At 71.8% G+C, this 24,637-nt stretch carries 31 protein-coding genes and 2 tRNA genes; 17 read left to right on the top strand and 16 right to left on the bottom strand.

The annotated features are described in order from the left end of the window. Positions 1 to 108 precede the first annotated feature (108 nt). Together ABD292_RS16295 and ABD292_RS16290 are read right to left on the bottom strand one after the other, a co-directional pair. Positions 109 to 960 (bottom strand): AraC family transcriptional regulator, encoded by an 852-nt coding sequence (locus ABD292_RS16295; RefSeq protein ID WP_344208087.1) that lies wholly within the window; start codon positions 958 to 960, stop codon positions 109 to 111. 41 nt (positions 961 to 1,001) lie between these two features. Continuing rightward, complete coding sequence (locus ABD292_RS16290; RefSeq protein ID WP_344208086.1) at positions 1,002 to 1,640, bottom strand: nucleotidyltransferase domain-containing protein; 639 nt, start codon at positions 1,638 to 1,640, stop codon at positions 1,002 to 1,004. A gap of 52 nt (positions 1,641 to 1,692) precedes the next feature. Between ABD292_RS16290 and ABD292_RS16285 the strand changes: the two genes are divergently transcribed. Then, positions 1,693 to 2,235: a 2'-5' RNA ligase family protein gene (locus ABD292_RS16285; protein ID WP_344208085.1), complete on the top strand. Its 543-nt coding sequence runs from the start codon at positions 1,693 to 1,695 to the stop codon at positions 2,233 to 2,235. 2 nt (positions 2,236 to 2,237) lie between these two features. On the opposite strand, the gene ABD292_RS16280 is transcribed toward ABD292_RS16285, so the two are convergent. Beyond that, positions 2,238 to 3,287 carry an aldo/keto reductase gene (locus ABD292_RS16280; protein WP_344208084.1) on the bottom strand — a complete coding sequence of 350 codons (1,050 nt, stop codon included), beginning with the start codon at positions 3,285 to 3,287 and terminating at the stop codon, positions 2,238 to 2,240. Positions 3,288 to 3,335: 48 nt separating this feature from the next. Between ABD292_RS16280 and ABD292_RS16275 the strand changes: the two genes are divergently transcribed. After that, positions 3,336 to 3,755 carry a MerR family transcriptional regulator gene (locus tag ABD292_RS16275; RefSeq protein ID WP_344208083.1) on the top strand — a complete coding sequence of 140 codons (420 nt, stop codon included), beginning with the start codon at positions 3,336 to 3,338 and terminating at the stop codon, positions 3,753 to 3,755. Between the two features lie 10 nt (positions 3,756 to 3,765). Further along, positions 3,766 to 4,572, top strand: a complete 807-nt coding sequence (locus tag ABD292_RS16270; RefSeq protein ID WP_344208082.1) for a GNAT family N-acetyltransferase — start codon at positions 3,766 to 3,768, stop codon at positions 4,570 to 4,572. Between the two features lie 118 nt (positions 4,573 to 4,690). On the opposite strand, the gene ABD292_RS16265 is transcribed toward ABD292_RS16270, so the two are convergent. Genes ABD292_RS16265 through ABD292_RS16250 form a run of 4 tightly spaced genes read right to left on the bottom strand, consistent with a single transcriptional unit; the run spans position 4,691 to position 7,001 of the window. Further along, on the bottom strand, positions 4,691 to 5,281 hold the full coding sequence (locus ABD292_RS16265) for a DUF4291 domain-containing protein (RefSeq protein WP_344208081.1): 591 nt from the start codon (positions 5,279 to 5,281) through the stop codon (positions 4,691 to 4,693). Between the two features lie 43 nt (positions 5,282 to 5,324). Next, positions 5,325 to 5,621: an SCO4225 family membrane protein gene (locus ABD292_RS16260; protein ID WP_344208080.1), complete on the bottom strand. Its 297-nt coding sequence runs from the start codon at positions 5,619 to 5,621 to the stop codon at positions 5,325 to 5,327. Positions 5,622 to 5,630: 9 nt separating this feature from the next. Further along, complete coding sequence (locus ABD292_RS16255; protein ID WP_344208079.1) at positions 5,631 to 6,029, bottom strand: PPOX class F420-dependent oxidoreductase; 399 nt, start codon at positions 6,027 to 6,029, stop codon at positions 5,631 to 5,633. Positions 6,030 to 6,047: 18 nt separating this feature from the next. Continuing rightward, positions 6,048 to 7,001 carry a helix-turn-helix domain-containing protein gene (locus ABD292_RS16250; RefSeq protein ID WP_344208078.1) on the bottom strand — a complete coding sequence of 318 codons (954 nt, stop codon included), beginning with the start codon at positions 6,999 to 7,001 and terminating at the stop codon, positions 6,048 to 6,050. 101 nt (positions 7,002 to 7,102) lie between these two features. Here ABD292_RS16250 and ABD292_RS16245 point away from each other — a divergent pair, with 101 nt between their 5' ends. Next, positions 7,103 to 8,134 carry a saccharopine dehydrogenase family protein gene (locus tag ABD292_RS16245; protein WP_344208077.1) on the top strand — a complete coding sequence of 344 codons (1,032 nt, stop codon included), beginning with the start codon at positions 7,103 to 7,105 and terminating at the stop codon, positions 8,132 to 8,134. Between the two features lie 4 nt (positions 8,135 to 8,138). Here ABD292_RS16245 and ABD292_RS16240 read toward each other — a convergent pair whose 3' ends face one another. The 5 genes from ABD292_RS16240 to ABD292_RS16220 all read right to left on the bottom strand — a co-directional run bounded on the left by ABD292_RS16240 (position 8,139) and on the right by ABD292_RS16220 (position 11,916). Next, entirely contained in the window at positions 8,139 to 8,684 is a 546-nt protein-coding gene (locus ABD292_RS16240) for an ATP-binding protein (protein ID WP_344208076.1), read from the bottom strand. 209 nt (positions 8,685 to 8,893) lie between these two features. Then, positions 8,894 to 9,169 carry a GlsB/YeaQ/YmgE family stress response membrane protein gene (locus ABD292_RS16235; protein WP_344208075.1) on the bottom strand — a complete coding sequence of 92 codons (276 nt, stop codon included), beginning with the start codon at positions 9,167 to 9,169 and terminating at the stop codon, positions 8,894 to 8,896. A 110-nt stretch (positions 9,170 to 9,279) separates the two neighbouring features. Further along, on the bottom strand, positions 9,280 to 9,474 hold the full coding sequence (locus ABD292_RS16230; protein WP_344208074.1) for a ferredoxin: 195 nt from the start codon (positions 9,472 to 9,474) through the stop codon (positions 9,280 to 9,282). A gap of 32 nt (positions 9,475 to 9,506) precedes the next feature. Next, complete coding sequence (locus ABD292_RS16225; protein WP_344208073.1) at positions 9,507 to 10,718, bottom strand: cytochrome P450; 1,212 nt, start codon at positions 10,716 to 10,718, stop codon at positions 9,507 to 9,509. 31 nt (positions 10,719 to 10,749) lie between these two features. Beyond that, complete coding sequence (locus ABD292_RS16220) at positions 10,750 to 11,916, bottom strand: NAD(P)/FAD-dependent oxidoreductase (RefSeq protein WP_344208072.1); 1,167 nt, start codon at positions 11,914 to 11,916, stop codon at positions 10,750 to 10,752. A 177-nt stretch (positions 11,917 to 12,093) separates the two neighbouring features. Here ABD292_RS16220 and ABD292_RS16215 point away from each other — a divergent pair, with 177 nt between their 5' ends. The 3 genes from ABD292_RS16215 (at position 12,094) to ABD292_RS16205 (ending at position 15,391) form a co-directional block, all read left to right on the top strand. Continuing rightward, positions 12,094 to 12,657 carry a TetR/AcrR family transcriptional regulator gene (locus ABD292_RS16215; RefSeq protein ID WP_344208071.1) on the top strand — a complete coding sequence of 188 codons (564 nt, stop codon included), beginning with the start codon at positions 12,094 to 12,096 and terminating at the stop codon, positions 12,655 to 12,657. An 87-nt stretch (positions 12,658 to 12,744) separates the two neighbouring features. Continuing rightward, positions 12,745 to 14,598, top strand: coding sequence for a S1 family peptidase (locus ABD292_RS16210; RefSeq protein WP_344208070.1), 1,854 nt, complete (start codon positions 12,745 to 12,747; stop codon positions 14,596 to 14,598). 115 nt (positions 14,599 to 14,713) lie between these two features. Then, positions 14,714 to 15,391, top strand: a complete 678-nt coding sequence (locus ABD292_RS16205; protein WP_344208069.1) for a flavin reductase family protein — start codon at positions 14,714 to 14,716, stop codon at positions 15,389 to 15,391. 6 nt (positions 15,392 to 15,397) lie between these two features. Here the strand turns inward: ABD292_RS16205 and ABD292_RS16200 are convergent, their stop codons facing one another. Next, the gene (locus ABD292_RS16200) at positions 15,398 to 15,895 is read right to left on the bottom strand and encodes an NUDIX domain-containing protein (protein WP_344208068.1); all 498 of its coding nucleotides are present in this window, start codon (positions 15,893 to 15,895) and stop codon (positions 15,398 to 15,400) included. A 193-nt stretch (positions 15,896 to 16,088) separates the two neighbouring features. Between ABD292_RS16200 and ABD292_RS16195 the strand changes: the two genes are divergently transcribed. Next, positions 16,089 to 17,081, top strand: a complete 993-nt coding sequence (locus ABD292_RS16195; protein WP_344208067.1) for a calcium:cation antiporter — start codon at positions 16,089 to 16,091, stop codon at positions 17,079 to 17,081. Positions 17,082 to 17,084: 3 nt separating this feature from the next. Here ABD292_RS16195 and ABD292_RS16190 read toward each other — a convergent pair whose 3' ends face one another. Further along, a complete protein-coding gene (locus ABD292_RS16190; protein WP_344208066.1) occupies positions 17,085 to 17,837 on the bottom strand; it encodes an ABC transporter permease in 753 nt (250 codons plus the stop codon). Then, positions 17,818 to 18,759 carry an ATP-binding cassette domain-containing protein gene (locus ABD292_RS16185; RefSeq protein WP_344208065.1) on the bottom strand — a complete coding sequence of 314 codons (942 nt, stop codon included), beginning with the start codon at positions 18,757 to 18,759 and terminating at the stop codon, positions 17,818 to 17,820. Before ABD292_RS16185 ends, ABD292_RS16190 begins: the two co-directional genes overlap by 20 nt. A gap of 315 nt (positions 18,760 to 19,074) precedes the next feature. On the opposite strand from ABD292_RS16185, the gene ABD292_RS16180 reads away from it, so the two are divergent. From ABD292_RS16180 to ABD292_RS16165, 4 genes are all read left to right on the top strand, one after another. Beyond that, the gene (locus ABD292_RS16180; RefSeq protein WP_344208064.1) at positions 19,075 to 20,091 is read left to right on the top strand and encodes a GH25 family lysozyme; all 1,017 of its coding nucleotides are present in this window, start codon (positions 19,075 to 19,077) and stop codon (positions 20,089 to 20,091) included. Between the two features lie 46 nt (positions 20,092 to 20,137). Beyond that, entirely contained in the window at positions 20,138 to 20,674 is a 537-nt protein-coding gene (locus ABD292_RS16175; RefSeq protein ID WP_344208063.1) for a C40 family peptidase, read from the top strand. Between the two features lie 56 nt (positions 20,675 to 20,730). Then, positions 20,731 to 20,964, top strand: a complete 234-nt coding sequence (locus tag ABD292_RS16170) for a transposase (RefSeq protein ID WP_344208062.1) — start codon at positions 20,731 to 20,733, stop codon at positions 20,962 to 20,964. Positions 20,965 to 21,003: 39 nt separating this feature from the next. Beyond that, positions 21,004 to 21,079, top strand: a tRNA-Thr gene (locus ABD292_RS16165). A gap of 64 nt (positions 21,080 to 21,143) precedes the next feature. Here the strand turns inward: ABD292_RS16165 and ABD292_RS16160 are convergent. Then, complete coding sequence (locus ABD292_RS16160) at positions 21,144 to 21,884, bottom strand: hypothetical protein (protein ID WP_344208061.1); 741 nt, start codon at positions 21,882 to 21,884, stop codon at positions 21,144 to 21,146. Positions 21,885 to 22,075: 191 nt separating this feature from the next. Between ABD292_RS16160 and ABD292_RS16155 the strand changes: the two genes are divergently transcribed. From ABD292_RS16155 to ABD292_RS16135, 5 genes are all read left to right on the top strand, one after another. After that, positions 22,076 to 22,149, top strand: a tRNA-Met gene (locus ABD292_RS16155). Between the two features lie 71 nt (positions 22,150 to 22,220). Next, entirely contained in the window at positions 22,221 to 22,385 is a 165-nt protein-coding gene (rpmG, locus tag ABD292_RS16150) for a 50S ribosomal protein L33 (RefSeq protein WP_019632658.1), read from the top strand. Positions 22,386 to 22,574: 189 nt separating this feature from the next. Next, the gene (locus ABD292_RS16145; protein WP_344208060.1) at positions 22,575 to 23,024 is read left to right on the top strand and encodes a MaoC family dehydratase N-terminal domain-containing protein; all 450 of its coding nucleotides are present in this window, start codon (positions 22,575 to 22,577) and stop codon (positions 23,022 to 23,024) included. Then, complete coding sequence (locus ABD292_RS16140) at positions 23,024 to 23,452, top strand: MaoC family dehydratase (protein WP_344208059.1); 429 nt, start codon at positions 23,024 to 23,026, stop codon at positions 23,450 to 23,452. The genes ABD292_RS16145 and ABD292_RS16140 overlap by 1 nt, the downstream gene beginning before the upstream one ends. 100 nt (positions 23,453 to 23,552) lie before the next feature. Next, positions 23,553 to 24,620 carry a hypothetical protein gene (locus ABD292_RS16135; RefSeq protein WP_344208058.1) on the top strand — a complete coding sequence of 356 codons (1,068 nt, stop codon included), beginning with the start codon at positions 23,553 to 23,555 and terminating at the stop codon, positions 24,618 to 24,620. The last annotated feature ends 17 nt before the right edge of the window (positions 24,621 to 24,637 follow it).

Below are 24,637 nucleotides of genomic sequence, written 5' to 3'. Positions count from 1 at the left end.
AATCGCCCGGCCGTGACGGGAAGGGGGAGCACCCACGGCGATACAGCGTTCATGGGTCTCACCTCCTCGGGCGGCGTCACGGTCGCCTGCACGCTACAAGCCCGGCCGTCATCCCGTCCAACCCTTTTCCGGCCACGCGTACGGGGGCCAGGCGACGTCGTCGATCGCGAGGAACGGCGAGCGCGCGACCGCCGTCGGCGTCATCCCGGCGAAGGCCATGACGTCCCTGTTCAGGTGGGACTGGTCGGCGTAGCCGCTCTCGGCCGCCACCGAGGCGGCCCGCTGCCCGGCGGCCAGGCGGTGGGCCGCGTGGTCGAAGCGGATGAGCTGGGCGACCCGTTTGGGTGTGAGGCCGATCTGGCCGCGGAAGCGGGACCACAGGCGCTTACGGCTCCAGCCGGTCTCGGCGACCAGCCGCCCGACGCGTACCCGGCCTCGACCGGCCACCATCCGCCGCCAGGAGAAGGCCACCTCCGGGTCGACCGCCCGGCGCGGGTCGGCCCTGCGGACGAGCGCGCTCTCCGCGATCGCGAAGCGCTCCTGCCAGGAGCGGGCCTCGCGCAGGCGTTCCTGGGTCAGCAGGGCCTCGCGTCCCCACAGGTCGTCGAGCGCGGCCACCGTCCCGCCCAGCTCCGTGGACGCGCCGCCCAGCACGGCATGGGCGACGATCGGCGAGAGGCGTACCTGCAGGCACTCCGCGCTCCTGGCCGGCCCCCGCCCGCGGGCCCGGTCGGGCGCGAGGCCGGCGACGACGCGCTCCCGCTGCCGCGCGCCGCGGCCGTCCTCGACGACGAACGGCTCGTCACCGAGGTCGAACAGCACGGTGACGGCGGGGTGCGGCACCAGCGCGATGTCGGTGAGCTCGTTGGCGCGGTCGCTGAAGCCCGCCATCGTGACCCCGGGCAGGCCGGCGGGACGCGACGGGAGCGTGATCTTCCATGGCGGCCTGGTCGATCCCACGTCGACATGGTACGAGCCGGGGTCGCACGCCGATCGCGCACTCACCCCGTCAGCTTCGCCAGCCACGGATGCCCGGGGTGCACGAGCTGCAGCCACTCGCCGAGGGCGTCCCGCCGCGCCCGGCTCAGCAGCGGCAGCACCCCGTCGAAGTCCGCCTGGTCCTTGGGCCGCACCGCCTTCGCCTTGAACAGCAGCACCAGCTCCGGCACCAGGTACGGGACCCCGTCCGCCGTCCACTCGATGATCGCCTCGTACGGCAGCCTCAGCCGCTCGTCCCGCCGGCAGATCCACGTCCCGCCGTCGTGCGGCTCGCGGAAGACGTCCAGCAGGAACCGGCCGGTCGCCGGGTCGCGCAGCCAGGTCTGGTGCGTGGCCGCCAGCGCGTCGGCTCCCGCCTCCGGCCAGACCAGCCCCGAGCCGATCGCGTCGAACGCGAACTCGGGGAAGCGGGCACGGATCTCCGGGAACCTCGCCGCGGGCACCGCGATCTCCAGGTCGCCGTGCGGCCGCGACCGTACGCCGCGGAACAGGTCGAGCGCCCATCCGGCGGCGACGTACCAGGGCGTGCCGATCCCGTCCAGCCGCTCCGCGACCTGGCGCGGGTGCCAGGCGTCCGCCCAGCGGGCTTCCAGTTCGCCCGCCTCGAACACAACGCCGCCGGGCGGCGGGGACGCGGTCATCGCCCCAGCCTAGTGCCGCGTCAACTGCTCGATTAGCTGTCACTATTCGGTTATGTCGGACAGTGCTGCAGAACAGTACCGAGCGGGCGAGACGGCCCTGCTGGCCGTGCTGGGAGAGGCCGAGCCGCTGGTGGGGCCTTGGCGGCGGCGGTTCGACGCGGTGGCCGCGGCGGGGGTGCCCGCGCACGTGACCGTGCTCGTGCCGTTCCTCGACCTCGGCCGCCTCGACGCCGCGACCATGAACGACCTGAGTGCTCTGATCGGCGAGCACGGACCGTTCACCGTCCGGTTCGACAGGTGCGGGCGCTTCCCTGATGCGCTCTATCTCGCGCCGACGCCCGACCGGCCCTTTCGCGAGCTGACCGAGGCCGTCGCCGCGCGGTGGCCGGAAGCGCCGCCTTACGGGGGTCGTTTCGCGGACATCGTCCCGCACCTGACCGTCGCCCACCGCCAGGAGGAACACGTCTACGACGAGGTGGAGGCCGCGCTGACCGCGCGACTGCCGCTCACCGCGTCCGTCGCGTCGATCGCCCTCTTCGTCTGCGACGGCGACCGGTGGCACCGGCGCGCCGAGTTCCCGCTGAAGGGGGCCTGACGTCAGCTCGCCGCGCGGTCGCCGAGCGGGCGGCGGCGCAGCGCGGGGTCGGTCAGGGGCGCGGGGTTCCAGAGGGCGATCGGCTGGTAGACGTTGGCGCCGGGCGGCACGAGCTCGTCGATCCGGTCGAGCACGGCGTCGTCGAGCACCAGCGAGGCGCCCTTCAGCAGGCCCTCCAGCTGCTCCATCGTACGAGGGCCGAGGATCACCGAGGTGACCGCCGGATGCGAGGCGGCGAAGGCGACGGCCAGCTCCGGCAGGGTGCGGCCGAGCTCGTCCGCCAGCTTCACCAGCCCCTCGACGACCTCCAGCTTGGCGGCGTTGACCGGGATCGACGGGTCGAACCGCTCGGGAGCGCGGGCGGCGCGGCCCCGCGACAGGTCGATCTCCCGGCCCTTGCGGTAGCGGCCGGTCAGGAACCCCCAGCCCAGCGGGCTGTAGGTGAGCACGCCCATGCCGAGCCGCTGCGCCGTGGGAAGGACGTCGCCCTCGATGCCGCGGGCCAGGATGTTGTACGGCGGCTGCTCCGTACGGAACCGGTACAGACCGCGCTGCCGGGCCACGTGGTAGGCCTCGACCGTCTCGTGCGCGGGGAAGGCCGAGCTGCCGAAGGCCCGGATCTTGCCCTGGCGCACCAGGTCGGTCAGCGCGGCGAGGGTCTCCTCGATGTCCGTACGGTGGTCGGGGCGGTGGATCTGGTAGAGGTCGATCCAGTCCGTACGCAGCCGCCTGAGACTCGCCTCGACCGCGCGCGTGATCCAGCGCCGCGAGTTGCCGCCCCGGTTGGGCCCCTCGCCCATCGGGAAGTGCACCTTGGTCGCCAGCACCACGTCGTCCCGCCGGCCCTGCAGCGCCTTGCCCACGATCTCCTCCGACTCGCCCGCCGAGTACATGTCGGCGGTGTCGACGAAGTTGACGCCGTGGTCGAGCGCGGTGTGGATGACGCGGATGCTGTCGTCGTGGTCGGGGTTGCCGGCCGCGCCGAACATCATGGTGCCGAGGCAGTAGGTGCTGACCTCGATGCCGGTGCCGCCGAGGATGCGATATCTCATGATCCGAACCGTAGGATCTAGAGCGCACTCTAAGGCAAACTGAATGACATGTCGGGTTTGAGCATCGGCCAGGTCGCCGAACGCACCGGGCTCAGCGTGCACACCCTCCGGTTCTACGAGCGGGAGGGGCTGCTGGCCCAGCCGGTACGCCGAGGCGCCGCGGGACACCGCGTCTACGACGAGGACGACGTCGACTGGCTCGGCGTGTGCATCCGGCTGCGGGCCTCCGGCATGCCCCTGACCGACATCCGGCGTTACACCGAGCTCGTCAGGGCGGGCCAGGGCAACGAGGCCGAACGGCTCGAGGTGCTGCGCGAACACCGCGAACGCGTGCTCGCCCAGAGGCACGAGCTGGACGAATGCCTCAAGCTGATCACCTACAAGGTCGGCATCTACGAGAGCCGTCTGGGCCTGCGGGACCACGTGCCGGACTGTGCGCCCCTGTCTCAGGAGAGCAGGCCGGGCTAGGCTGCCGTCCATGCCCTCGCTCGTACGCCGTCGCCTGACCCCCGCGGAGACCGGCCCGGCGCTGCGGGCGCTGTGCGCGTGGACGCCCGCCGACGTGCCGGGCGGGGGCCTCCATCCCGGGGACGTGGGCTGGTACCTGCGCTTCGACGACGCGGCCGTCCTGCTCTGGCTCGATGACGGTGAGCCGGTGGCGGCCGGCTTCCTCGACGGCCCCGTGCTGCGCGTGACGGCCGCGCCCGGCGCCGACCTGGAGGCGCTCGCCGCCGACGCCGAGGAGGCGCTGGGGCCCGGCGACGACTGGTGCGACGGCCTGCCGATGCCCGGATGGGAGCTCGACCAGGACGCGCCGTGGCTGGTCATGTCGTGGACGCCGCGCCCGGTGCCGGACCACGGGGAGCCGGTCGGCGCGGACGACGCGGCCGATCGGGTGCTGGTGCAGCGGGCCGCGTTCGAGGGCTCGACGTTCACCGTCGAGCGGTGGCACGCGATGAAGCGGTCGCCGGCGGGCGAGCTGGCCGTGGAGACGCTCGTGCGCACGCCCGAAGGGGAGCCCGCCGCCGCCGCGACCGGCTGGTTCGCGGGCGCGGGCAGGTGCGGGCTGCTCGAACCGGTCGGCACCCACCCCGACCACCGCGGGCACGGCTACGGCCGCGACGCCGTGCTGGGCGCGTGCGCGGCCCTCGCCGAGCGCGGGGCGAGCGCGGTCGCCGTGGTGACGCCGGCCGCGAACGAGGCCGCCGTGGCGCTGTACCGCTCGGCCGGCTTCGCCGTCGTACGCGAGCACCACGACCGGGTCCGAGCCGGCCGACCAGCCTGAACGCAAGCTCAGCCGGTCTCCCGCCGGCCCGACGCGGCTCCGACGGGGAACGGGATCCAGGCGTTCCATGGGTGGGTGTCGGCCGTGGTGCCCCGCCTGTCGTGGTCACCCGGCAGGGTCATGGGGTGCTCGCGCCGATGGTCTCGGCGAGCTCCACGGGCAGGGGATACGGATGTTCCGTGGGGAGCATTCCGGTGACGTCGTTCCCGGCGCGCAGGGCCCGCCGGATGTCCTCGACGCGATCGGTCAGGTCGGTGATCCGCAGGGTCCACCGGTCGACGTAGCCGGCGACGGCGTCGCCGGACAGTCCCACCTGAAGGGACCGGTACGGCAGGGCGTTGTGGTGGGGGTCGCGCTCGGGGTCCCACTGGATCCGGACCGGGCTTTCGCGCAGCCGCCTCTTCCACACGTCATGGTCGGTCCCGGGGTCCGGATGGCTGAGGCAGGAGTGCCGGAGCGCCCACTCGAACCCCTCCCGCGTGATGTCCACGGCGAGAACCCTGGTCTGGCCGGGCTTGGTGGCCCATCCGCAGCGGTACATCATCCACAGGAAGGACGGTTTGATCCAGGTCATCCGTTCGCGCTTGAAGGGCGGGACGAAGCGCTGCGCGGCCACGGCGGGAGCCGCGATGGCCGGGGCGTACGCCTGGTAGAAGGTGATCGCGTCATCGGTGAAGGCGGCACGGATCTGCCGGTACGGCACATTCATGCCTGTGAAGCATGACGAACCGCGCGCCCGCCGGGCAAACGGATTAACGGCCCGCTTCCAGCGCCCGGCCCCGTATGAGGCGCCAGAGCAGGTAAGCCTGCAGCAGCCCCACGGCGGTGAGGATCACGATCAGCAGGACGGGCTGCCCGGCCGCGTCCCAGGCCCACCACACGAGCGGCCCGAGGGGGAAGGTGACGACCACGAGGGCGACGCCGGTGAGCAGGATCGGGTCCTGGACGGTCAGCAGGATGACCACCGAGACGACGCCGAGGAGCGCCACCAGCGCGGCGTACCCGCCGGAGAGGACCGCCGCCAGACGGCCGTTACGGTATCGCCTCACTCCTTTACGCTAACTCAGCACGCGCTGCGGGGTGAGCCGGATGACGACGCGGACGGCCTCCGGGGGGAGCTGAAGATACTCCTCGCCGGCGCCCTCGCCCTCGTAGCGCTCGGCCAGCGACACCGCCAGCCGCCGCCCCTCGTCCACGGTGACCGTGGCCGTGCCGCGGACCTCGACGTAGCGGTCGGAGTCGGCGAGGTCGAAGACGCACAGGCTGGCGCGCGGGTCGCGTTCCAGGTTGCGGATCTTGCGCCGGCCGGCCTGGGAGGAGATGACGACGTCGTCGCCGTCGGTGCCGATCCAGACGACGGAGGTCTGCGGACTGCCGTCGGGGTTGACGGTGGCGAGGACGCCGACGTTGGGCGCGTCGAGGAGCCGCCGGACGGCGTCGCTGAGCGGAACGGTCATGATCAGCAGCGTACGCGCTCAGCCGGCGATCCGGCCGCTGCGGAAGGTACGCCGGTAGGCGTCGGGCGGGACGCCGACCGTGCGGTTGAAGTGGCGGCGCAGCGTGGCCGCGGTGCCCATGCCGGTGGCCGCCGCGATGGCGTCCACGCTGTCGTCCGTGGTCTCCAGGAGCTCCTGGGCGCGCCGGATCCGCTGGGTGTGCAGCCACTGGAGCGGCGTGGTGCCGGTCATGGACTTGAAGTGGCGGCCGAGGTGGCGCGAGCTGAGGTTGGCCCGGCGCGCGAGGTCCTCCACGGTCAGCGGCTGGTCGAGGTGCTCGACGGTCCAGCCGAGCAGCTCGCCGAGCGGGTGGCCGTCCGGCTCGGGCACGGGGGTGGCGACGAATTGGGCCTGGCCGCCGGGCCGGTGCGGCGCGACGACCAGCCGGCGGGCGATCGCGTTGGCGACCGCCGAGCCGTGGTCGCGGCGGACGAGGTGCAGGCACAGGTCGAGGGCGGCGGCCTTGCCCGCGGCGGTGAGCACGCGGCCCTCGTCCACGTAGAGGACGTCGGCGTCGACCTCGATGCCGGGGTGGCGGGCGGCCAGCGCCTCGGCGTGCGCCCAGTGCGTGGTGGCCCGCCGCCCGTCCAGCAGCCCGGCGGCGGCCAGCACGAACGCGCCGGTGCAGAGCGAGGCCACCCGCGCGCCGGCGTCGTACGCGGCCCGGACGGCGGCGACGAGGTCGGCCGGCGGGTCCACGTCGACCTCGGCCCAGCCGGGGACGATCACGGTGTCGGCGCTCGCCAGCCGGTCGAGCCCGCAGTCGGGTTCGAGCAGGAAGCGGCCGTCGGCGCGTACGGGTGCCGCGCCGCAGATCACGGGCTCGTACCAGTGGCTGACCGGCATCGGCGGCGCGCCGCTGAACAGCTCGTAGGCCAGGGCCAGCTCGAAGTGCAGGATCCCGTCGGCGACGGCTATCGCTACTGTGCTCACGTCCGGAATTGTACGCATCATGTCGTTCCGGACGCTCGTGCGGTGACCACCTGTCGCGCCACGATGTGGGGGTGAGGCTTTCCTGCGGCAAGGGAGTTGTGATGATCACGGTTTACGGCGCATACGGGCACACGGGCCGCTTCGTGGTGGCGGAGCTGCTGCGGCGCGGGCTCGTGCCCGTCCTCGCGGGGCGGAACGGCGGCAAGCTGCGTGACCTGGCCGCCGAATACCCGGAGCTGGAGGTCCGTGAGGCGTCGGTGGACGACCCGGCGGCGCTGGACCGGGCGCTGGCCGGGGCCGACGCGGTGATCAACGCTGCCGGGCCGTTCGCCGACACCGCCGGTCCCGTGATCGAGGCGGCGCTGCGCGCCGGCGTTCCTTACGTGGACGTGGCGGCCGAGATCGAGGCGAACCTGGACACGTTCCGGCTGTACGCCGAGCGGGCCAAGGAGGCGGGGGCCGTGGTCGTGCCCGCGATGGCCTTCTACGGCGGCCTCGGCGACCTGCTGGTCACGGCGGCCATGGGCGACTGGCGGGAGGCGGACTCGGCGCACGTGGCGTACGGGCTGGACAGCTGGCACCCGACGACCGGCACCCGTGACGCGGGCGCGGTCTCCCGGCGGCGGCGAGGCGGCCGGCGGGTGCGTTACGCGGGCGGGCGGCTGGAGTACCGCGACGACGCCGCGCCGACCGGCACGTGGTCGTTCCCCGAGCCGGCCGGCGAGCGGGACGTGATCGGGGAGTTCTCGATGGCCGACATCGTGACCGTGCCGAGCCACCTGGCGATCCCCGAGGTGGTCTCGTACATGACGGTCGAGGCGGCCAAGGACCTCTCGGGCGCCGACACGCCGGCCCCGGTCGCGGTGGACGAGCTCGGGCGCTCGGCGCAGTCGTTCGTCGTGGACGTACGGGTGCGCGCCGGCGCGGCCGAGCGGCGGGCCGTGGCCAGTGGGCAGGACATCTACGCCGTCAGCGCCCCGCTCGCCGTGGAGGCCGTGCAGCGGATCCTCACCGGGCGGACCAGGGCCGTCGGGGTGGCCTCGGCGGGGGAGATCTTCGACGCGGCGGACTTCCTGGCGGCGCTGGCGCCCCACATCGTGGTCGAGCCGGACCACGCCTCCGCCGGTCGGTGACGGGTCAGGGCTGGCCGGCGGCGTCCTGGAAACGGGAGTGCCCCGGGCCGTCCTCGGGGGAGTCGTCCGGGCCGGGCGTCTCGCGGCGGCGGTGCAGCCGCAGCAGGTGCCGCGGCGTCGGCTGTCGGGTGTCGTGCGGGGGCGTGTCGGCGACCGGCGCCGCGACAGGCCGGTAGGCCATGAAGAGCTCCAGCCGGGAGTGGCCTTCCGGATGGTCCAGACGTACCTCGTCGCACACCTGGCGGATCACCCAGAGCCCCATGCCGTGGGTGGGCGGCCAGGGCGGCGAGCGGTCCAGGTCGGCCGGTCGGAGCCGCCCCGCCGGATCGACGATCTGCACGCGTACGCCGTGATCGGCCCGCGACAGATGGACCGAGCCGGTGCCGGCCCCGTGGTCGAGGACGTTGGTGACGGCCTCGTTGACCGCGAGCACCAGGTTCTGGAGCCGCTCACCCGCCAGCCCCGCCTCCTGGGCGAAGCCGCGCACCGCCTGGCGGGTCCCGGCCAGGTCGGCGTCGATCGGCAGCGTCATGGCGGCCGGTCTGTCCATCCTTCCTCCGTCCTCGACGTCGGCGGAACGGCTCTCGGACATGTCCCCGCGAGCAGCCCCCGGACGCCGTTCACACACTCAAGTGTCGCGCGTGAACGTGCCGAACGGTTGCAGATCGCTTAACACGTACAAGTTGGTCGAATCACCATAAAGGAAAAGCCCCCTCGCCGCCGTGCGGTGCGGGCGGCGAGGGGGACACGGTCGGGCTGTTACCGCAGGTGGCGGCGTCGGCCGTACATCCCGGCGGCCAGCGCCACACCGGCACCGGCGAGGACCACCTGGAGGACCAGCTCGATCCAGTCGATGCCCCTGGTGTCGGCGACCCCGAACGCGGCGGCGAGGGCGGTGCCGATCAGCGCGGCGACGATGCCGATCACGATGGTGAGCCAGATCGGGATGTTCTGGCGTCCGGGGACGACCAGACGGCCGAGAACACCGATGACGAGCCCGATGATGAGGGCGGAGATGATGCCGGTGACTGCCACGCTGCACGCTCCTGTCGCTTGGCGACCTGACCCTGGGGCAGGTCAACGCTTCATAACCTGACAGTCGAGTGCTGCCCATTTGCGCAAAGCGGAAACAAGCCCTCTTGCCGCTATTCGCTCACCTCGATCGCGAACGCGGGGCAGACCGCGGCCGCCTCGCGCACGGCGGCGTGCCGGTCGGCGCCCGGCTCGGCGTCGAGCAGGACGACGATGCCGTCCTCGTCACGCTGGTCGAAAACCTCCGGCGCGATGAGCACACACTGCCCAGCGCCACAGCACTTGTCCTCGTCGACGGTCACTTTCATGGCAGATGTCTCCTTGAACGAGATCCGAACGGTTACCAGCGGACCGGAACGGTACGGAGGCCGCCGACGGCCAGCCCCTCGACCCGCTCCAGCTCCGCCTCGGGGGCGGCCAGCTCCAGGGTGGGCAGCTTGCGCAGCAGCACCTCCAGCACGACCTGCAGCTCGGTACGGGCCAGCGCCTGCCCGAGGCAGGAGTGCGCGCCCGCGCCGAAGGCCAGGTGCGGGTTGGGGCTGCGGGTCAGGTCGAACTCCTCGGCGGCCTCGAAGGCGCTCTCGTCCCGGTTGGCGGCGGCCATGCTGCAGATGACCGTGGTGCCCTTGGGCAGCTCGACGCCGCTGACCTCGGTGCCCTCCTTGAGGTAGCGCGGCAGGCCGAAGCCGGAGTTGGCGTCGAGACGCAGCGATTCCTCGACCGTTGTGCGGATCAGCGACGGGTCGGCCAGCAGCGCCTCCCAGCGGCTGCGGTCGGCGAGCAGCATGGAGACCATCTTGCCGATCATGTTGGCGGTGGTCTCGTGCCCGGCGACCAGCAGCGCCATGCCGGTGACCAGGATCTGCAGGTCGTTGAGCCCGCCGTTCTCGGGGCCGCCGGCCGCGATCAGCTCGCTCAGCAGGTCGTCGCCGGGTTCGGCGCGCTTGCCGGCCAGCAGGTCGGTCATGTACTGGAAGAACTCGGCCTGGGCGGCCTCGGTCTCGTCCTTGCCGTAGCGGGTGAGGTTGAGCAGGGTGTCCGACCAGTACGAGAACCGGTCGCGGTCCTCGGCCGGCACGCCCAGCATGTCGCAGATGACGTACACCGGCAGCGGGAAGCCCAGCGACGCCTTGAGGTCGCCCGGCGCGCCGCGCTCGACCATCTCGTCGATGAGGTCCTCGGCGATTCTGGCCATCGCGGGCCGCATGGCGTTCATCCGCTTGGCGGTGAACCACTTGCTGACCAGCCGCCGCCACTGCTGGTGCTCCTCCCCGCTGTCGGGGATGATCATCGCCATCTCGCTGTTGAACACGCCGCCGCCGTCGGCCGAGAGCCGGGCCGCGTCGGGCGCGTTGAGCTGGCGGGTGAAGCGCGGGTCGGCCAGCACCTGCCGGACGTCCTCGTAGCGGGTCAGCAGCCGGGCCCGGTCGCCGCTCGGCAGCTCGACGTGCGCCACCGGGCACTTCCCGCGCAGCTCGGCCCATTCCGCGGGCGGCCGCAGCGCCGCGTCGTTCGGGATGGGGTAGGGCAGGACCTGCTCGTCGATGCTCATTCGCTTCTCCTTGAGTGGTCGGACGATCTCGTCACGCGGGCGTGAGCGGCTGGAGCAGGACCTGCTGGCGCAGCAGGCGGGCCTGTTTGGGCATGTTCCAGCCGAGCACGGCGGTGACCTGGCCGCCCTCCCGGTAGAGGGCGGCGAAACGGTGCTGCTCGGGGTCGCCCTCGGCGACGGTCACCTCGGCCGCCGGCGACGGCAGGCCGTGGGCCTGGATCTTGACGTCGTACTGGTCGGTCCAGAAGTAGGGGATCGGGGTGTACGGGCGGTCCGCGCCGAGCACGTTCGCCGCGACCGTCTGGGCCTGCTCGGTGGCGTTGGTGCGGTTCTCCAGGCGCAGCCGCCTGCCGAGTACTTCGTGGTGGAAGGAGGCCAGGTCGCCGACCGCGTAGACGCCCTCGGCGGCGCGGCAGCGGGAGTCGCACTCGACGCCGTCGCCCAGGGCGAGGCCGCTGCCGTCGAGCCAGCCGGTGGCCGGGCGGGAGCCGATGGCGACCACGACGACGTCGGCGGGCAGCGTCTCGCCGGTGGCCAGCCGCACGCCGGTGACCCGGCCGCCCTCGCCCTCCAGGCTCTCCACCGCGACGCCGAGCCGCAGCCTGACGCCGCGCGCGGCGTGCGTACGGGTGAGCAGGCCGCTGACGAACCCGCCGAGCGGGTCGCCGAGCACGGCCGGGCCGAGGCCCGCGAGGGTGACCTCCAGCCCGAGGCCGCGGGCGGTGGCGGCGATCTCGCCGCCCAGCACGCCCTCGCCGACGACCACGAGCCGGGTGCCGGCGGTCAGCTGGGCGCGCAGGGTGAGGGCGTCGTCCAGGCCGCGCAGCACGTGCACGCCCGCGAGGACGTGCTGGCCCGGCAGCCGGCACGGGGTGAGACCGGTGGCGAGCACCACGGCGTCGGCGCGCAGGACGCGGCCCGAGGCGGTGGTGACCGCGCGCCCGGCGACGTCCAGCGCCACGGCGCGCTCGCCCCGGACGAACTCCGCCTCAAGGGCGTCGAGCTGGGCCTGGCCGCGCAGCCGGGCGCGCTCGGGCTCCCAGGCTCCGGCCAGCACCTGCTTCGACAGCGGCGGCCGGTCGTAGGGGAGGTGGGGCTCGGCGTCCAGCAGCGTCAGCCGGCCGTCGTGGCCGAGCCGGCGCAGCGCCTCCGCGGTGCTCAGCCCGGCGGCGGACGCGCCGACGATCAGAACGTCCACAGGGCCTCTCCCTGCTCGCGTACGCTGGCTTGACCTGCACAAATGCGCATATCGCGATGATCCTTCCCGGCGGTCGGACTTGACCACAGTACCTTACAACTGCAAGTTAACTGACACATGTCGGCTAAAGGTAAACTCACGGATGTGTCCGGCATGAAAGACAGCAGAGCCCCATCCGTGGACCGGCGTGTCCTCCGTACGCGGTCGGCCCTGGCCCGCGCGCTCCTGACGCTGGTCGAGGAGCGAGAGCTGTCCAGGATCGGCGTGTCCGACGTGGCCGAGCGCGCCGGCGTCAGCCGCACGGCCTTCTACGACCACTACCGCGACGTCCACGAGCTGGCCGAGGCCGCCTGCACGGCGATGATCGACGGCCTGACCAGGTCGCTGCCCAAGCCCCGCCGCGACTCGGCCGACCTCCAGGGGGAGGCGACGCGGTCACTGGAGGCGTTCTTCGCCAGCCTGGCCGAGCACGCCGGGCTCTACCGGAGCCTGCTCGGGCCGCAGGGCAGCGCGCGGGTGGCCGACCACATCCGCCGCCGGCTGACCGACGGCGTGCGCGAGCACGTCCGCGAGGCGCACGACGTGCCGGCCGCGTTCACGGCGGGGGCGATCTACGGCGTCGCGGCCGACTGGCTGCAGCGCGGATGCCCCGAGCCGCCCGCCCGGATGGCCGCGCTGACCTGGCCGCTCTTCCACGCGCTCTACGATGTGGTGAGCACGTCCCCGCCGCCCGCGCCCTGATCCGGCCGCGGCCCGATCCGCCCGCCGTCTTGGTTCCCAAGTCGGCTCCAAGCCATGGACAAGAGCGATACCGCACCATGGCCGACCGTGAGCGGATATTTCAGAAAAACCTTCGCGAAGATCGCCGCGAGTACGGCGGTCGTCATGGCGGTCGCGCTGCCCGCGGCCCCCGCGGCGGCCGACGAGTCGCCCGACCAGCGGCCCGACGTCGCCGTCGGCACCTGGCTGGCCGCGCGCACGCAGCCGGCGGTCCAGCTGACCAGCTTCTCCTATACCGGCACCGTCGCCGTCCCGACGAGCACGATCAACGAGAACGCCTTCCAGCAGCTGACCCAGCAGGCCGTCATCGCCGTGCAGAACGGCAAGATCGCCTCTGACGAGCGCAGCATCGCCAAGTGGCTCTTCCAGCGCATCGCGGCCAACGTCGACGCCTACCTCGTCGAGACGACCCCGGAGCGTACGGTCGAGGCCGAGGTCGGCGGCATGTGCACCGGCTGGTGGGTCACCCCGGACGGCTACATGGTCACCGGCGCGCACTGCGTCCAGGTCGGCGACACCGAGCTCAACCAGCTCTTCGCGCAGCAGGCGCTGGCGAAGTTCAACGAGCAGGACGCGAAGGAGATCATCAAGGGCCTCCAGGGCATCGAGGCCGACGAGGAGATGGTCAAGCTCGCCCAGCAGATCTACATCACCTTCAACAGCACCCACATGCGGCTGCGCGGGCTCAAGCAGAGCCTGTCGGTGCTGCAGAGCCTGCCCGGCGGCGGCGTGGACAAGACCGCGAAGGCCGTCCCGGCCGAGCTGGTCTCGGTGGGCGAGAGCTACCCGGGCAAGGACTTCGCGCTGCTCAAGGTGAACGGGCAGCAGAACCTGCCGACCGTGCCGCTCGGCGAGGACGCCGACGTGCGCACCGGTGACACGCTCTACATCAGCGGCTTCCCCGGCCTGGTCACGAACACGCCGTTCTTCAGCCTGGAGTCGAAGCTGGAGCCGGCGCTGACCGAGGGCCCGTACAACGCCAAGCGCTCCACGCAGACCGGCGTGCCGTACATCCAGACCCAGGCCCCGTCCTACCACGGCAACTCCGGCGGTCCGGTGTTCAGCAAGGACGGCAAGGTCATCGGCATGCTGATCGCGGGCACGGTGAGCGAGGGCGGCGAGGCGTCGGAGAGCGAGAGCTTCGTGCTGCCGGTCAGCATCATCAAGGAGAAGCTCGGCGAGAAGAACATCAAGGCCGCCCAGGCGACCACGACCACGCGCTACAACGAGGCGCTGAACGACTACTTCCGCAACTACTACGAGGACGCGCTGCCGAAGTTCCGCGAGGTGCAGGCGCTCTTCCCGAACCACCCGTACGTGGCCAAGTACATCAGCGAATCGCAGACGGCGATCACGGCGGGCAAGGACGAGTCGCCCAAGCCCATGATGATGTGGGTGCTGCTCGGCGGCGGCGTGCTGGTCCTCCTGGTGCTGGGCCTGGTGCTGGCCCGGGTGCTGACCCGGCGCAAGCGGCCCGCCGTCTCCTACGGCCCGCCCGCGCAGCCCGCGTACAACGCGGTGCCCTCGCCCCCGTGGCAGCAGCACCAGCTCCCCGCCGGCTCCGGCCCCGGCCAGCACGTCAACGGCCACGACCACCAGTACGGCTCAGGCCCGCAGTACGGCTCCGGCCCGCAGTACGGCCCGCAGCACGACCCCCAGTACGGCTCAGGCCCGCAGTACGGCCCCGGCCCCCAGCAGGGCTCCGGCCCCCAGTACGGCTCGGGCCCCCAGTACGGCTCCGGTCCTCAGTACGGCCCCGGCGGCCAGTACGGCCAGCAGGGCTACTACGGCCAGCAGGGCCAGTACGACCAGTACGGCCAGCCCAGCCAGCACCCCGCCGACCCCACCCGTGACGTCCGCTACGGCCAGTTCGCGCCGCCGCCGGATGGCCACCAGCAGTGAGCGCCCGGGGCGCCTCCGGCCCGGCGCCGGACCGCCCCGAGCCCACCGGACCCTCCCGCTGAGACGTCCGATCGCCGCCAGCGAGCGGAGGTGACCGGCCGCGACAGTGGGACGTATGACCGAAACCACCACCCTTGTCGACGAGCACGTCCGCATCGAGCCGAACATCCTCTATTTCGGCACCCCGGTCGTGCTCATCTCGACACTCAACGAGGACGGCACCCCGAACCTGGCCCCGATGTCGTCCGCCTTCTGGCTCGGCTGGCGCGGCCTGCTGGGCCTCGGCGCGCGCGCCAGGACGGCGCAGAATCTGCTGCGCGCCCGCGAGTGCGTGCTGAACCTGCCGTCCGACGCCCTGGCCCCGGCCGTGGACCGGCTGGCGCTGACGACCGGCAGCGACCCCGTCCCCGAGCGCAAGTGGGAGCGGGGCTACCGGCATGTCGCCGACAAGTTCGGCCGGGCGGGGCTGACGCCGGTGCCGTCGGAGACGGTCGGGCCGCCGCGGGCCGCCGAGTGCCCGGTCGCCATGGAGGCCGTGGTCGAGGCGGTGCACCCGATCGGCGAGGACGGCGGCACGCTCGCCTTCGAGGTGCGGGTGCAGCGCGTGTGGGCGCACGAGGGGATCAGGCTGGCCGGCACGGACGACCACATCGACCCCGACGCCTGGCGTCCGCTCATCATGAGCTTCCAGAAGCTCTACGGGCTGGGGCCGCAGGTCCACCCGTCGACCCTGGCCACCATTCCTGAGCGGATGTACCGCCCGGACGACCTGGAGCGGGCCAGGTCCCTCTAGATCCCTCTAGAGCAGGACCCGCCAGACGTGGTCGGGGCACACGCGCGCGATCTCCTCGCGCGGCAGCCAGTCGGCGCGGGTGCTCTCGGAGCCCGGGGGCGGCGCGGTGGGAGCGCCGGGGCCGGGGACGACGGCGCGGAACATGGCCATGTGGGCGAGTGACGGGTAGCCGTAACCGGCCGGCGGCGGCTCCAGCAGCTCGATGCGCTGCCAGGCGAACGCGGTCAGCGCGGCGGGCGGCAGGCTCAGCCCGGTCTCCTCGCGCAGCTCTCGGACCGCCGCCTCCACGGCGCTCTCGCCCGGCTCCAGGTGACCGCCGGGGATGTCCCAGCCGCGGCCCTTCCTGTCGACGTACGTCATGAGGGTCCTGCCGAGCCCGTCGGTGACGAGGACGAACGCCGACGTGGTCGATGCGAGCGGCGGGATCTCGCCGGTGCGGATGACCTCCAGGCGGTGCGCCACGGGGATCCAGGGGACGACCCTCGTCGCGATCAAGTGGGCCACCAGGACACTTTCACGTCAAAGCATTGGAGATGTCAAGGCATTATTGGGGGGAAAAGTCCCGTTCCGTCCGCAATAGTGGGGGCACACCCTGTACCTGATCCGTAACATCGCGCGACTGTGGACCGTACTCATCCCCGCCCTTGCGCTGCTCTCGCTCGGGCTCTCCTGGGGCCGCGAACCGGCCGGCCCGCTCGTGATCGTCCTCGCGCTCCTCCTGGCCGGCGCGGTGCTCGCCGCCGTGCACCACGCCGAGGTCATCGCCCACCGCGTCGGCGAACCCTTCGGCTCGCTCGTGCTCGCCGTGGCCGTCACGGTGATCGAGGTGGCGCTCATCGTCAGCCTCATGATCTCCGGCGGCGACCAGACGTCCACGCTGGCCCGCGACACCGTCTTCGCCGCCGTGATGATCACCTGCAACGGCATCGTGGGGCTCTCCCTGCTCACCGTCACGCTGAAACGCCGGACCGCGGCGTTCAACGCCGAGGGCACCGGCAAGGCGCTGGCCACGGTGGCCACGCTCAGCACGCTGAGCCTGGTGCTGCCGACGTTCACGACGAGCGAAGGGGGACCGGCCTTCTCCGGCCCGCAGCTCGGCTTCGCCGCGGTGGTCTCGCTCGCGCTGTACGGGCTCTTCGTCATCACGCAGACGGTCCGCCACCGCGACTACTTCCTGCCGGTCGCGAGGGACGGCGCGCCCCTCGACCCCGAGGAGCACGCGCCGCGGCCCTCCGGCCGCACCGCCCTGGCCAGCCTCGGCCTGCTGCTGGTCGCGCTGGTGTCGGTGGTCGGGCTGGCCAAGGTCGAGTCGCCGGTGATCGAGGCCGCGGTGTCGGCGGCCGGGCTGCCGCAGGCCGTCGTCGGCGTCGCGATCGCGCTGCTGGTCCTGCTCCCCGAGACCATCGCCGCCGTCCGGGCGGCCCGCCGCGACCAGGTCCAGATCAGCCTGAACCTGGCGCACGGCTCGGCGATGGCCAGCATCGGGCTGACCATCCCGACCATCGCGGTGGCCTCGATCTGGCTCGACGGGCCGCTGTTCCTGGGGCTCGGCGGCACGCACCTGGTGCTGTTCGCGCTGACGGTCGTGGTGTCCACGCTCACCGTGGTGCCGGGGCGGGCCACGCTCATGCAGAGCGGGGTGCACCTGGTGCTGTTCGCGTCGTTCCTGTTCCTCGCGATCAGCCCCTGAGAATCAGACGCTGACCAAGCCTCGTCTCATCGCTCTGACGCCCAGGGCGAGGCCGGCCGCGGCGATCAGGCAGGCGGACGCGGTGCCGTACAGGACCGACGGGTCGGCGAGGTCGCCGGCGAACAACGCCCGCTGCGCGTCCACGATGTACGTCACCGGATTCACCTGCCCGATCGCCCGCAGCCACGCCGGGGCGCTCTCCAGCGGCAGCAGCACGCCCGACAGCAGCAGCAGGGGGAACAGGATCGACTGGCTGACCACGTAGAACAGGGTGCCGCTGGGGGCCGACCTGAGCGCCAGCACGAACGAGAACGCCCCCAGCCCCACCCCGAAGACCACGAGCTGGGCCAGCCCCGCGAGCACCCCGGCCGCGTGCAGCTCGAAGCCGAGCGGGATCGCCATCACGATGATCAGCACGGCCTGGACCAGCAGCAGCACGAGCGCCTTGAGCGCCCGGCCGACCAGCATCGCCGTCCGGCTGAGCGGCGTCACCATCAGCCGCTCCATCGAGCCGCCGATCAGCTCGACCAGCAGCGTGTAGCCGGAGGACATGGGCCCGGTCAGGCACATCATCACGAGGATCCCCGGCACGAACCACTGCCACGACGAGCCGACCGCGCCGTCCAGCAGCGCCCCGAACAGGAACAGGAACAGCAGCGGCTGTCCCATCTCGAACACCAGCGCCACCGGGTTGCGCAGCGCGGGCCGCACCTCCCGGGAGAAGACGGTGGCGGTGTCACGCAGGAACGTCGTCATCGGCAAGGCTTCTTCCTGTCAGGGCGAGGAACACGTCGTCGAGGGTGGGGCGGGCGGTCTCGGCCGTGACGACCTCGATCAGCTTCGCGTCGAGCGTGCGCAGGCACTCGGGCAGCGCGGCGGCGGCGTTGGGGACCCGCAGGCGCACGGTCGTGCCCTCCGCGGTGCCGCCGACGGCCGCGGCGGCCCGCGCGGCGTCGTCCGCGGTGCCGGTGGTGAGCGTGATGAGGTCGCCGGCCAGGTCGTTCTTGAGCTGCTCCGAGGTGCCGTCGGCGATGACCCGGCCGTTGTCGATGATCACCACCCGTTCGGCCATGGTGTCGGCCTCCTCCAGGTAGTGGGTGGTGAGGAACAACGTCGTCCCGTACGCCTCGCGCAGCCGGAGGATGTGCTGCCAGATCTCGGCGCGGCTCTTCGGGTCGAGCCCGGTCGAGGGCTCGTCGAGGAAGAGCAGGTCGGGGCGGTGGACGAGGCCGATCGCGAGGTCGAGGCGGCGGCGCTGGCCGCCGGAGAGCGTGCCGGGCGTCCGTTTGGCCAGCGGGGCGAGGTCGAGCAGGTCGAGCAGCTCGTCGGCGCGGGCGGCGGCCTCCCTGGGGCGCAGGCCGTAGCAGCGGCCCTGGGTCACCAGCTCGTCGCGGACGCGGAACTCCTCGCCGGCGCTGCCGCGCTGGCCGACGTAGCCGATGCGGGCGCGCACGGCGGCCGGCTCGGCGGCCACGTCGTGCCCGGCCACCGTGGCGGTGCCGGAGGTCGGGGGCAGGAGGGTGGTGAGGATGCGGAGGGTGGTCGACTTCCCCGCGCCGTTCGGGCCGAGGAAGGCCGTGAGCTGTCCGGCCTCGACGTCGAGGTCGAGGCCGCGGACGGCCTCCACCCTCTCCTTCTTGACTTTGAACGTACGGGTCAACGCCCGAGCGTGGATCATGGCGGTCGGTCTCCTGCGGGCATGACGAAGAAACCCCAGGTCGGGGCTCGGTTGGTCGGGATCTGCACCAGTTTGTGCAGGAAGAAGCGGCTTTGGCAAACGCGAATGTCACGTTCATAAACGGCTCTGACCTGCGGAAACACCACGTGGCGAGGGGTGTCGCGGACGGCGATTTCAGGGCCTCTGACGTGCGGTTTCCCGGTTCGCGGGGGCCGATTTCGGCTGCCGTCCTCCGGCGGGCGCGCGCGACCTGATGCTGTTTATTGATATTTCCGGCCTTGCGGAGTTCTGTCAGATTCCGTAAGGATCACCCGCGTGAAACGTCTGGGGCTATTAGCGGTAATCGCGGTGTCGGGGATTATGGGGGGCTGCGCGACCGCGTACGCGGCCGACGGGGTGCCCGGTGTCGACGTCAGCAACTGGACCGGCGAGATCGACTGGGCGAATGTCGCCGAAGGGGGCGGGAAGTTCGCGTTCGTGCAGCTCACCGAGGGCACGAACGTCCGCAATCCCGTATTCGACGCGCAGTTCGGCGGCGCCGCGTCGGCCGGTCTGTATCGGGGGGCCTATCACTTCGCGCAACCGCATGAATCCGACGGCGCCACCCAGGCCGACTTTTTCCTGCAGAACGGCGGCGACTGGATCGCGGACGGCCGCACCCTGCCCGGAGTGCTCGATGTCGAGGACAATCCGTACCGCGACAGAAACGGAAAGAACTCCTGTTACGGCCTGTCCGCGAAGGACATGGTCGCCTGGCTGAAGGCGTTCACCAAGCGCTACAAACAGCGCACCGGCCTCCAGGCGATCATCTACACCACCACGAGCTGGTGGCGGACGTGCACCGGCGACTCGGCGGCCTTCGCCGCCAATCCGCTGTGGCTGGCCCGCTGGGGCGCCGACCCCGGCGAGCTGCCGAAGAGCTGGACGTCCCACACCTTCTGGCAGTCGGCGGAGAAGGGGCCGCTCGCCGGGGGCGGCGACGTCTTCAACGGCACCGAGGACGAGCTCAAGGCCCTGGCCAACCCGCCGGCCGAGATCTCGGTCGCGGCGGCGGCCAAGAGCCGCAAGGCCTACACGGTGACGCTCAGGAACACCGGCCCGTACCCGGTCACGAACGTCCAGGTCGCGGCCCGGACGTTCGGCGGACAGCGGGTGACCGGCGCGCCGGACGGCTGCCGGGTGAGCGGCACGGCGGTCCGCTGCACGGTCGCCGAGGTCGCGCGGGGGTCGAAGGTGACGCTGACGTTCACCACCAAGCCGCGCAGGGCCAAGGGGACGGTGGGCATGAACGTGACCGTCGGAACGACGAAGTTCACCATCAAAGTCCGATAAGGCACCATAAGCTCCGAAACCTGGTGATTCGGGGGACGGAGACGTGATGAGCCGGCGCCGCACGGCCCTGGCCCTGCTGACGGCGCTGCTTCTCGCGCTGACCCTGGCCGCGTCCGTGCCGGTCTCGACCTGGACGCAGCCGCGCGTCGTGCGCCTGGCGTACGAGCTCGGGCGGCTCGGCATCGAGTACTCGTGGGGCGGCGGCCACGCCGAGCTCCCCGGGCCGTCCACCGGCACCTGCCAGGGCTACCAGGGCCGCATCCGGCCCTGCCCGGCCACCCGTACGCGGGGGCTGGACTGCTCGGGCTTCACCCGCTGGGTGTACGCCCTCGCGCACGGCCACGACGTGCTCGGACCGGGCAACACCGACGACCACGTACGCCGCATGCACCGCGTGCGCTCCGCCCCCCGCCCCGGCGACCTCGTCTTCTTCGGCGTCATCGCCGGCGACACCGTACGGACCCACCACGTCGGCGTCTACCTGGGCGGCGGCCTCATGATGAACGCCCCGGAGACCGGCGCGCGGGTCCGCGTCGACCGGCTCGCCGGCCGCGAGGACCTCGCCGGTTTCTACCGCTACTGAACGGGACGCCTGTGGCCGGCGGAAATTGAGAGACCCGGAGGCTACTCTGTGCGGCTATGGAAAGGCGATGGGTCGGTCTCGACGGATACGAGGTCGTGGGCGCCGTGCGGGCCGGGCGTCAGGTGCTCCGCGTGCGCCGGCACGGCCGGGTGGTCGCCGACTGCTCGTCCGTGGCCGAAGTGGCCCGCCACGTCGAGCTGGCCGACCTTTGTGAGGTTGTCGAGCTGCCCGTGCGGCGGGCCGGGCCGGAGAAGATCGCCGAGGTTCGGATCAGTTCGCGTCATCGCTGAGTGCCGTGTATGGTTACACCTGTCCGCAGCGCCGGACAGGCCCCTATAGCTCAGTCGGCAGAGCGTCTCCATGGTAAGGAGAAGGTCAACGGTTCGATTCCGTTTGGGGGCTCCATCCTGACAAGGCAAAACGCCCGGTCCGAGATCACTCGGGGCCGGGCGTTCGTGTTTTCGTACGGTCAGTCGTCGACCTTGGTGGACACTGTGTCGGGAGACGGGGCCTTGATCGACGCCCGGCGGCCCCACGAGGTGAAGCGGGTGTCGATGGTCATCGTCTTGCCGTCGAAGGCCGAGATGTCGAAGACGCCGGTGGCGGCGTACGAGCTGGTCACCCTGGTGACCAGGCCCGCGCCGCTCAGGGTGAGGCGGTAGGAGACCTTCGTGTCGTCGTGGAAGCGGAGCGGGATCGCGGCCGCGAACCACGGCGAGACCTTGTCCAGCTCCTTGAAGGTGATCGTGCCGGTCAGCGTGTTCCCGGCCCGCTTGCCCTTCTTCACCAGCGCGGCCAGCGTGCCCGGCTCGACCGGGTTGATCACCTGGCCGTAGTAGCCGCCGCTGCCCTGCATGCTGGTGCGGTACCAACGCTTGCCGGAGGGCAGCTTGTCCGCCCAGATGCCGCCGGACAGGTAGGAGGTCTTCCCGATGGTGACGGCCCGCTCCGGGCCCATGCCCTGGAGGCCCCTGGCCGTGATGTCGGACGCGGCGACCCCCTTCTTGCCGAACTGGAAGGTGCCGGTACGGCGCTGCAGCACCTGCTTGTCCGAGCCGTCGACCAGGATGGAGCTCTCGGTGAAGCGGACGCCGTGACCGGCGACCAGCTTGGTTTTCAGCGCGCGTACGGGGTCCTTGGGGGCCGCGGCCTGCGCGGGCAAGGGGGCCAGCAGCAGGGCGCCGCCGGCGGACAGGGTGATGATGATCATGCGTTTCATGGCAGGCGATCGTGCCAGTCCGCGATCACGAAAGCGTGCAGAACGGGCCCCGGCGGGGAATAGGATTTCTGCTATCGGGGTTCCTGATGCATACTGGTTCCACCCTTGCCCGATCAGGTGCGTTACGACTCTGGTCGCCGCGTCGGGTATCCTCTACGGGGCCGGGTTCATACCGGCCCAAAGGCGGAGTAGCTCAGTCTGGCAGAGCAAACGGCTCATAATCGTTGTGTCGCCGGTTCAAGTCCGGCCTCCGCTACTGCCCAGCCCCAGGTCATCTGACCTGGGCATGGGTATGTCCATATCCCGAACGTAGAAAGGCACTCCCCAGTGGCTGCCACCGACGTTAGGCCGAAGATCACGCTGGCCTGCCAGGAGTGCAAGCACCGCAACTACATCACGCGGAAGAACCGGCGCAACGACCCGGATCGGCTTGAGCTGAAGAAGTACTGCCCCAACTGCCGCTGCCACCGCGCGCACCGCGAGACCCGATAGCGGCTCGCCAGGGGCACCCCAACCTCTGATCACGCACAACCGGCGTCCCCATGGTGGGCGCCGGTTTGTCGTGTGTGCGCACTGCTCGCGCTCGCGTAAAAACCCGTTCATCGGCGACGACAGCCGAACCTTGTTCTGTTACCGTCGGCCTCAGCAGCGCTCGGATGACGGACACACGAGGGAGCACTGATGGCCTTGAACCGTGACTTCGTGGGCAGGACCTACCCGCCCAGCGCACCTTACGAGGTCAGCCGGGTGAAGATCAGGGAGTTCGCGGCGGCGATCGGTGACGGCAACCCGCTCTACCGGGACCAGGCGGCGGCCCAGGCGGCCGGCTACCGCGACGTGATCGCGCCGCCCACGTTCCCCATCGTCTTCAGTCTCCAGAGCGGCGGCGAGGCGCTGGCCGACCCCGACCTCGGGCTCAACTTCGCCATGGTGGTCCACGGCGAGCAGCGTTTCGAGTACGTACGCCCGATCTGCGCGGGCGATCAGCTCGTCACCACCGCCACCATCACCGACATCCGCACCGCCGGGCGCAACGAGTTGCTGACCGTGCGCAGCGAGGTCACGACCGTCGAGGGCGAGCCGGTCTGCATCACCTACAACACGATCGTCGAGCGCGGAGGGGCGGGCTGATGGCCGCGACGGTGAAGCACGACGAGGTGGAGGTCGGGCAGGAGATCCCGGCCGTCGACTACAACGTGCGCCGGCTCAACCTCGTGATGTACGCCGGCGCCTCCGGCGACTTCAACCAGATCCACTGGAACGAGCGCTTCGCCAAGATGGTCGGGCTGCCCGACGTCATCGCGCACGGGATGTTCACGATGGCGCAGGCCGGGCGGTTCGTCACGGACTGGGCGGGCGATCCGGGCGCGGTGGTGGACTTCGGGGTGCGGTTCTCGTCCATGGTGGTCGTGCCGGACGACGACCAGGGGGCGACGATCTCCGTGAGCGGCGTCGTGGAGGAGAAGCTGGAGGACGGGCGGGTGGTCGTCGGGCTGACCGCGCGGTCCGGGGACGCCAAGGTGTTGTCGAAGGCGCGGGCGGTCGTCCAGCTCGCCTGACATTTCATGATAAGTCGGGCGGCGCTCGGGTACCCGTTTGCCTATGACTGAAGCTGCGCGACAGGTATGGCCCACGGTCCGGTCGATCCCCGTCTCCGCCGTGACCGACGCCAAGCCGCACGGGCGGCTGCGACCGGCACGTCCGGAGCAGGTGGCGGGCGGCGCGGGGACGGGACGTGACACAGCGGGCGGCACTGGAACGGGACGTGACACAACGGGCGGCGCCGCCGGGCACGGCGGCACGGGTGGTGGCAACACGGGCACCGGCAACACGGGCGCCGGCGGCTCGCCGGCGACGGGCGTGGGCACGGCGGGCGCGCACCCCCGGGGCGCGCACGCCCGCCTCAACCCGGCCGCCGAGCTGGGTTTCTCCGGCGACCCCGAGCAGCACGGCGACCACGGCGACGAGCTCCTGCACGCCCAGCGCATCTGGGACGGCACCCTGGCCACCAACCGCCTCGACGACGCCGGGCTGAACGCCGAGCGCCAGCGCGTGGAGACCAAGGACGTCACGGCCGCCGTGAGCCTGCTGGTGGACGGCTGGCCGGAGGACGTACGCGCGTGCGTCGAGTCGCTGCTGGAGCACACGCACGTCAAGGTGCTCGCCCTGGACCTCGGCGACGTGGACGGCGCCGGCGACGTGCTGGCCGGGCTGGCCGAGCGGCATCCCGACCGCGTGACGCTCTGGCGGGTGGCCGAGCAGCCGCACTGGCGCGGCGGCACCGCGACCTGGGGCGAGAGCCGGGCCAAGCTGCTGCGCCTCGACGACTCGGAGGTGCACGTGCTCATGGAGACCTCCGTCGCGCTGCGCGGCGACGCGCTGACCCCGCTGCTCGCGGCCATCGCCGAGGGCGCGACGGCGGCCGGCTGGCACGGCGCCGACCTCTACGACGACGGCCTGCGCGAGGCCGGCCCTGGCCGGGTCCAGGCGCTGACCGGCGAGATCGTCGCGGTGCGGCGGCAGGCGGCGCTGAGCGCGCTCCCCGAGGACGCGCACTACGTCCGCAACGCCGACCTGGCGCTCTCGCTCGGCCTGCGCGGCGAGCTGGTGGTGCCCGAGGGCACGCCGCCGCTGGTGCGGCTGAACGCCCACGACGTGCCCGCCGACTACGCCGACCGCGAAGCCCGGCGCAACTACGACGACGCGCTGCGGCTGACTCGAAGGTGATCGGGCGGCTGATCGGG

The sequence above is a fragment of the Nonomuraea bangladeshensis genome (assembly GCF_039529455.1).
In the GTDB taxonomy this organism is placed as follows: domain Bacteria; phylum Actinomycetota; class Actinomycetes; order Streptosporangiales; family Streptosporangiaceae; genus Nonomuraea; species Nonomuraea bangladeshensis.
Note: the sequence above shows the minus strand (reverse complement) of the source record. Positions and strands in the feature narration are given on the sequence as shown.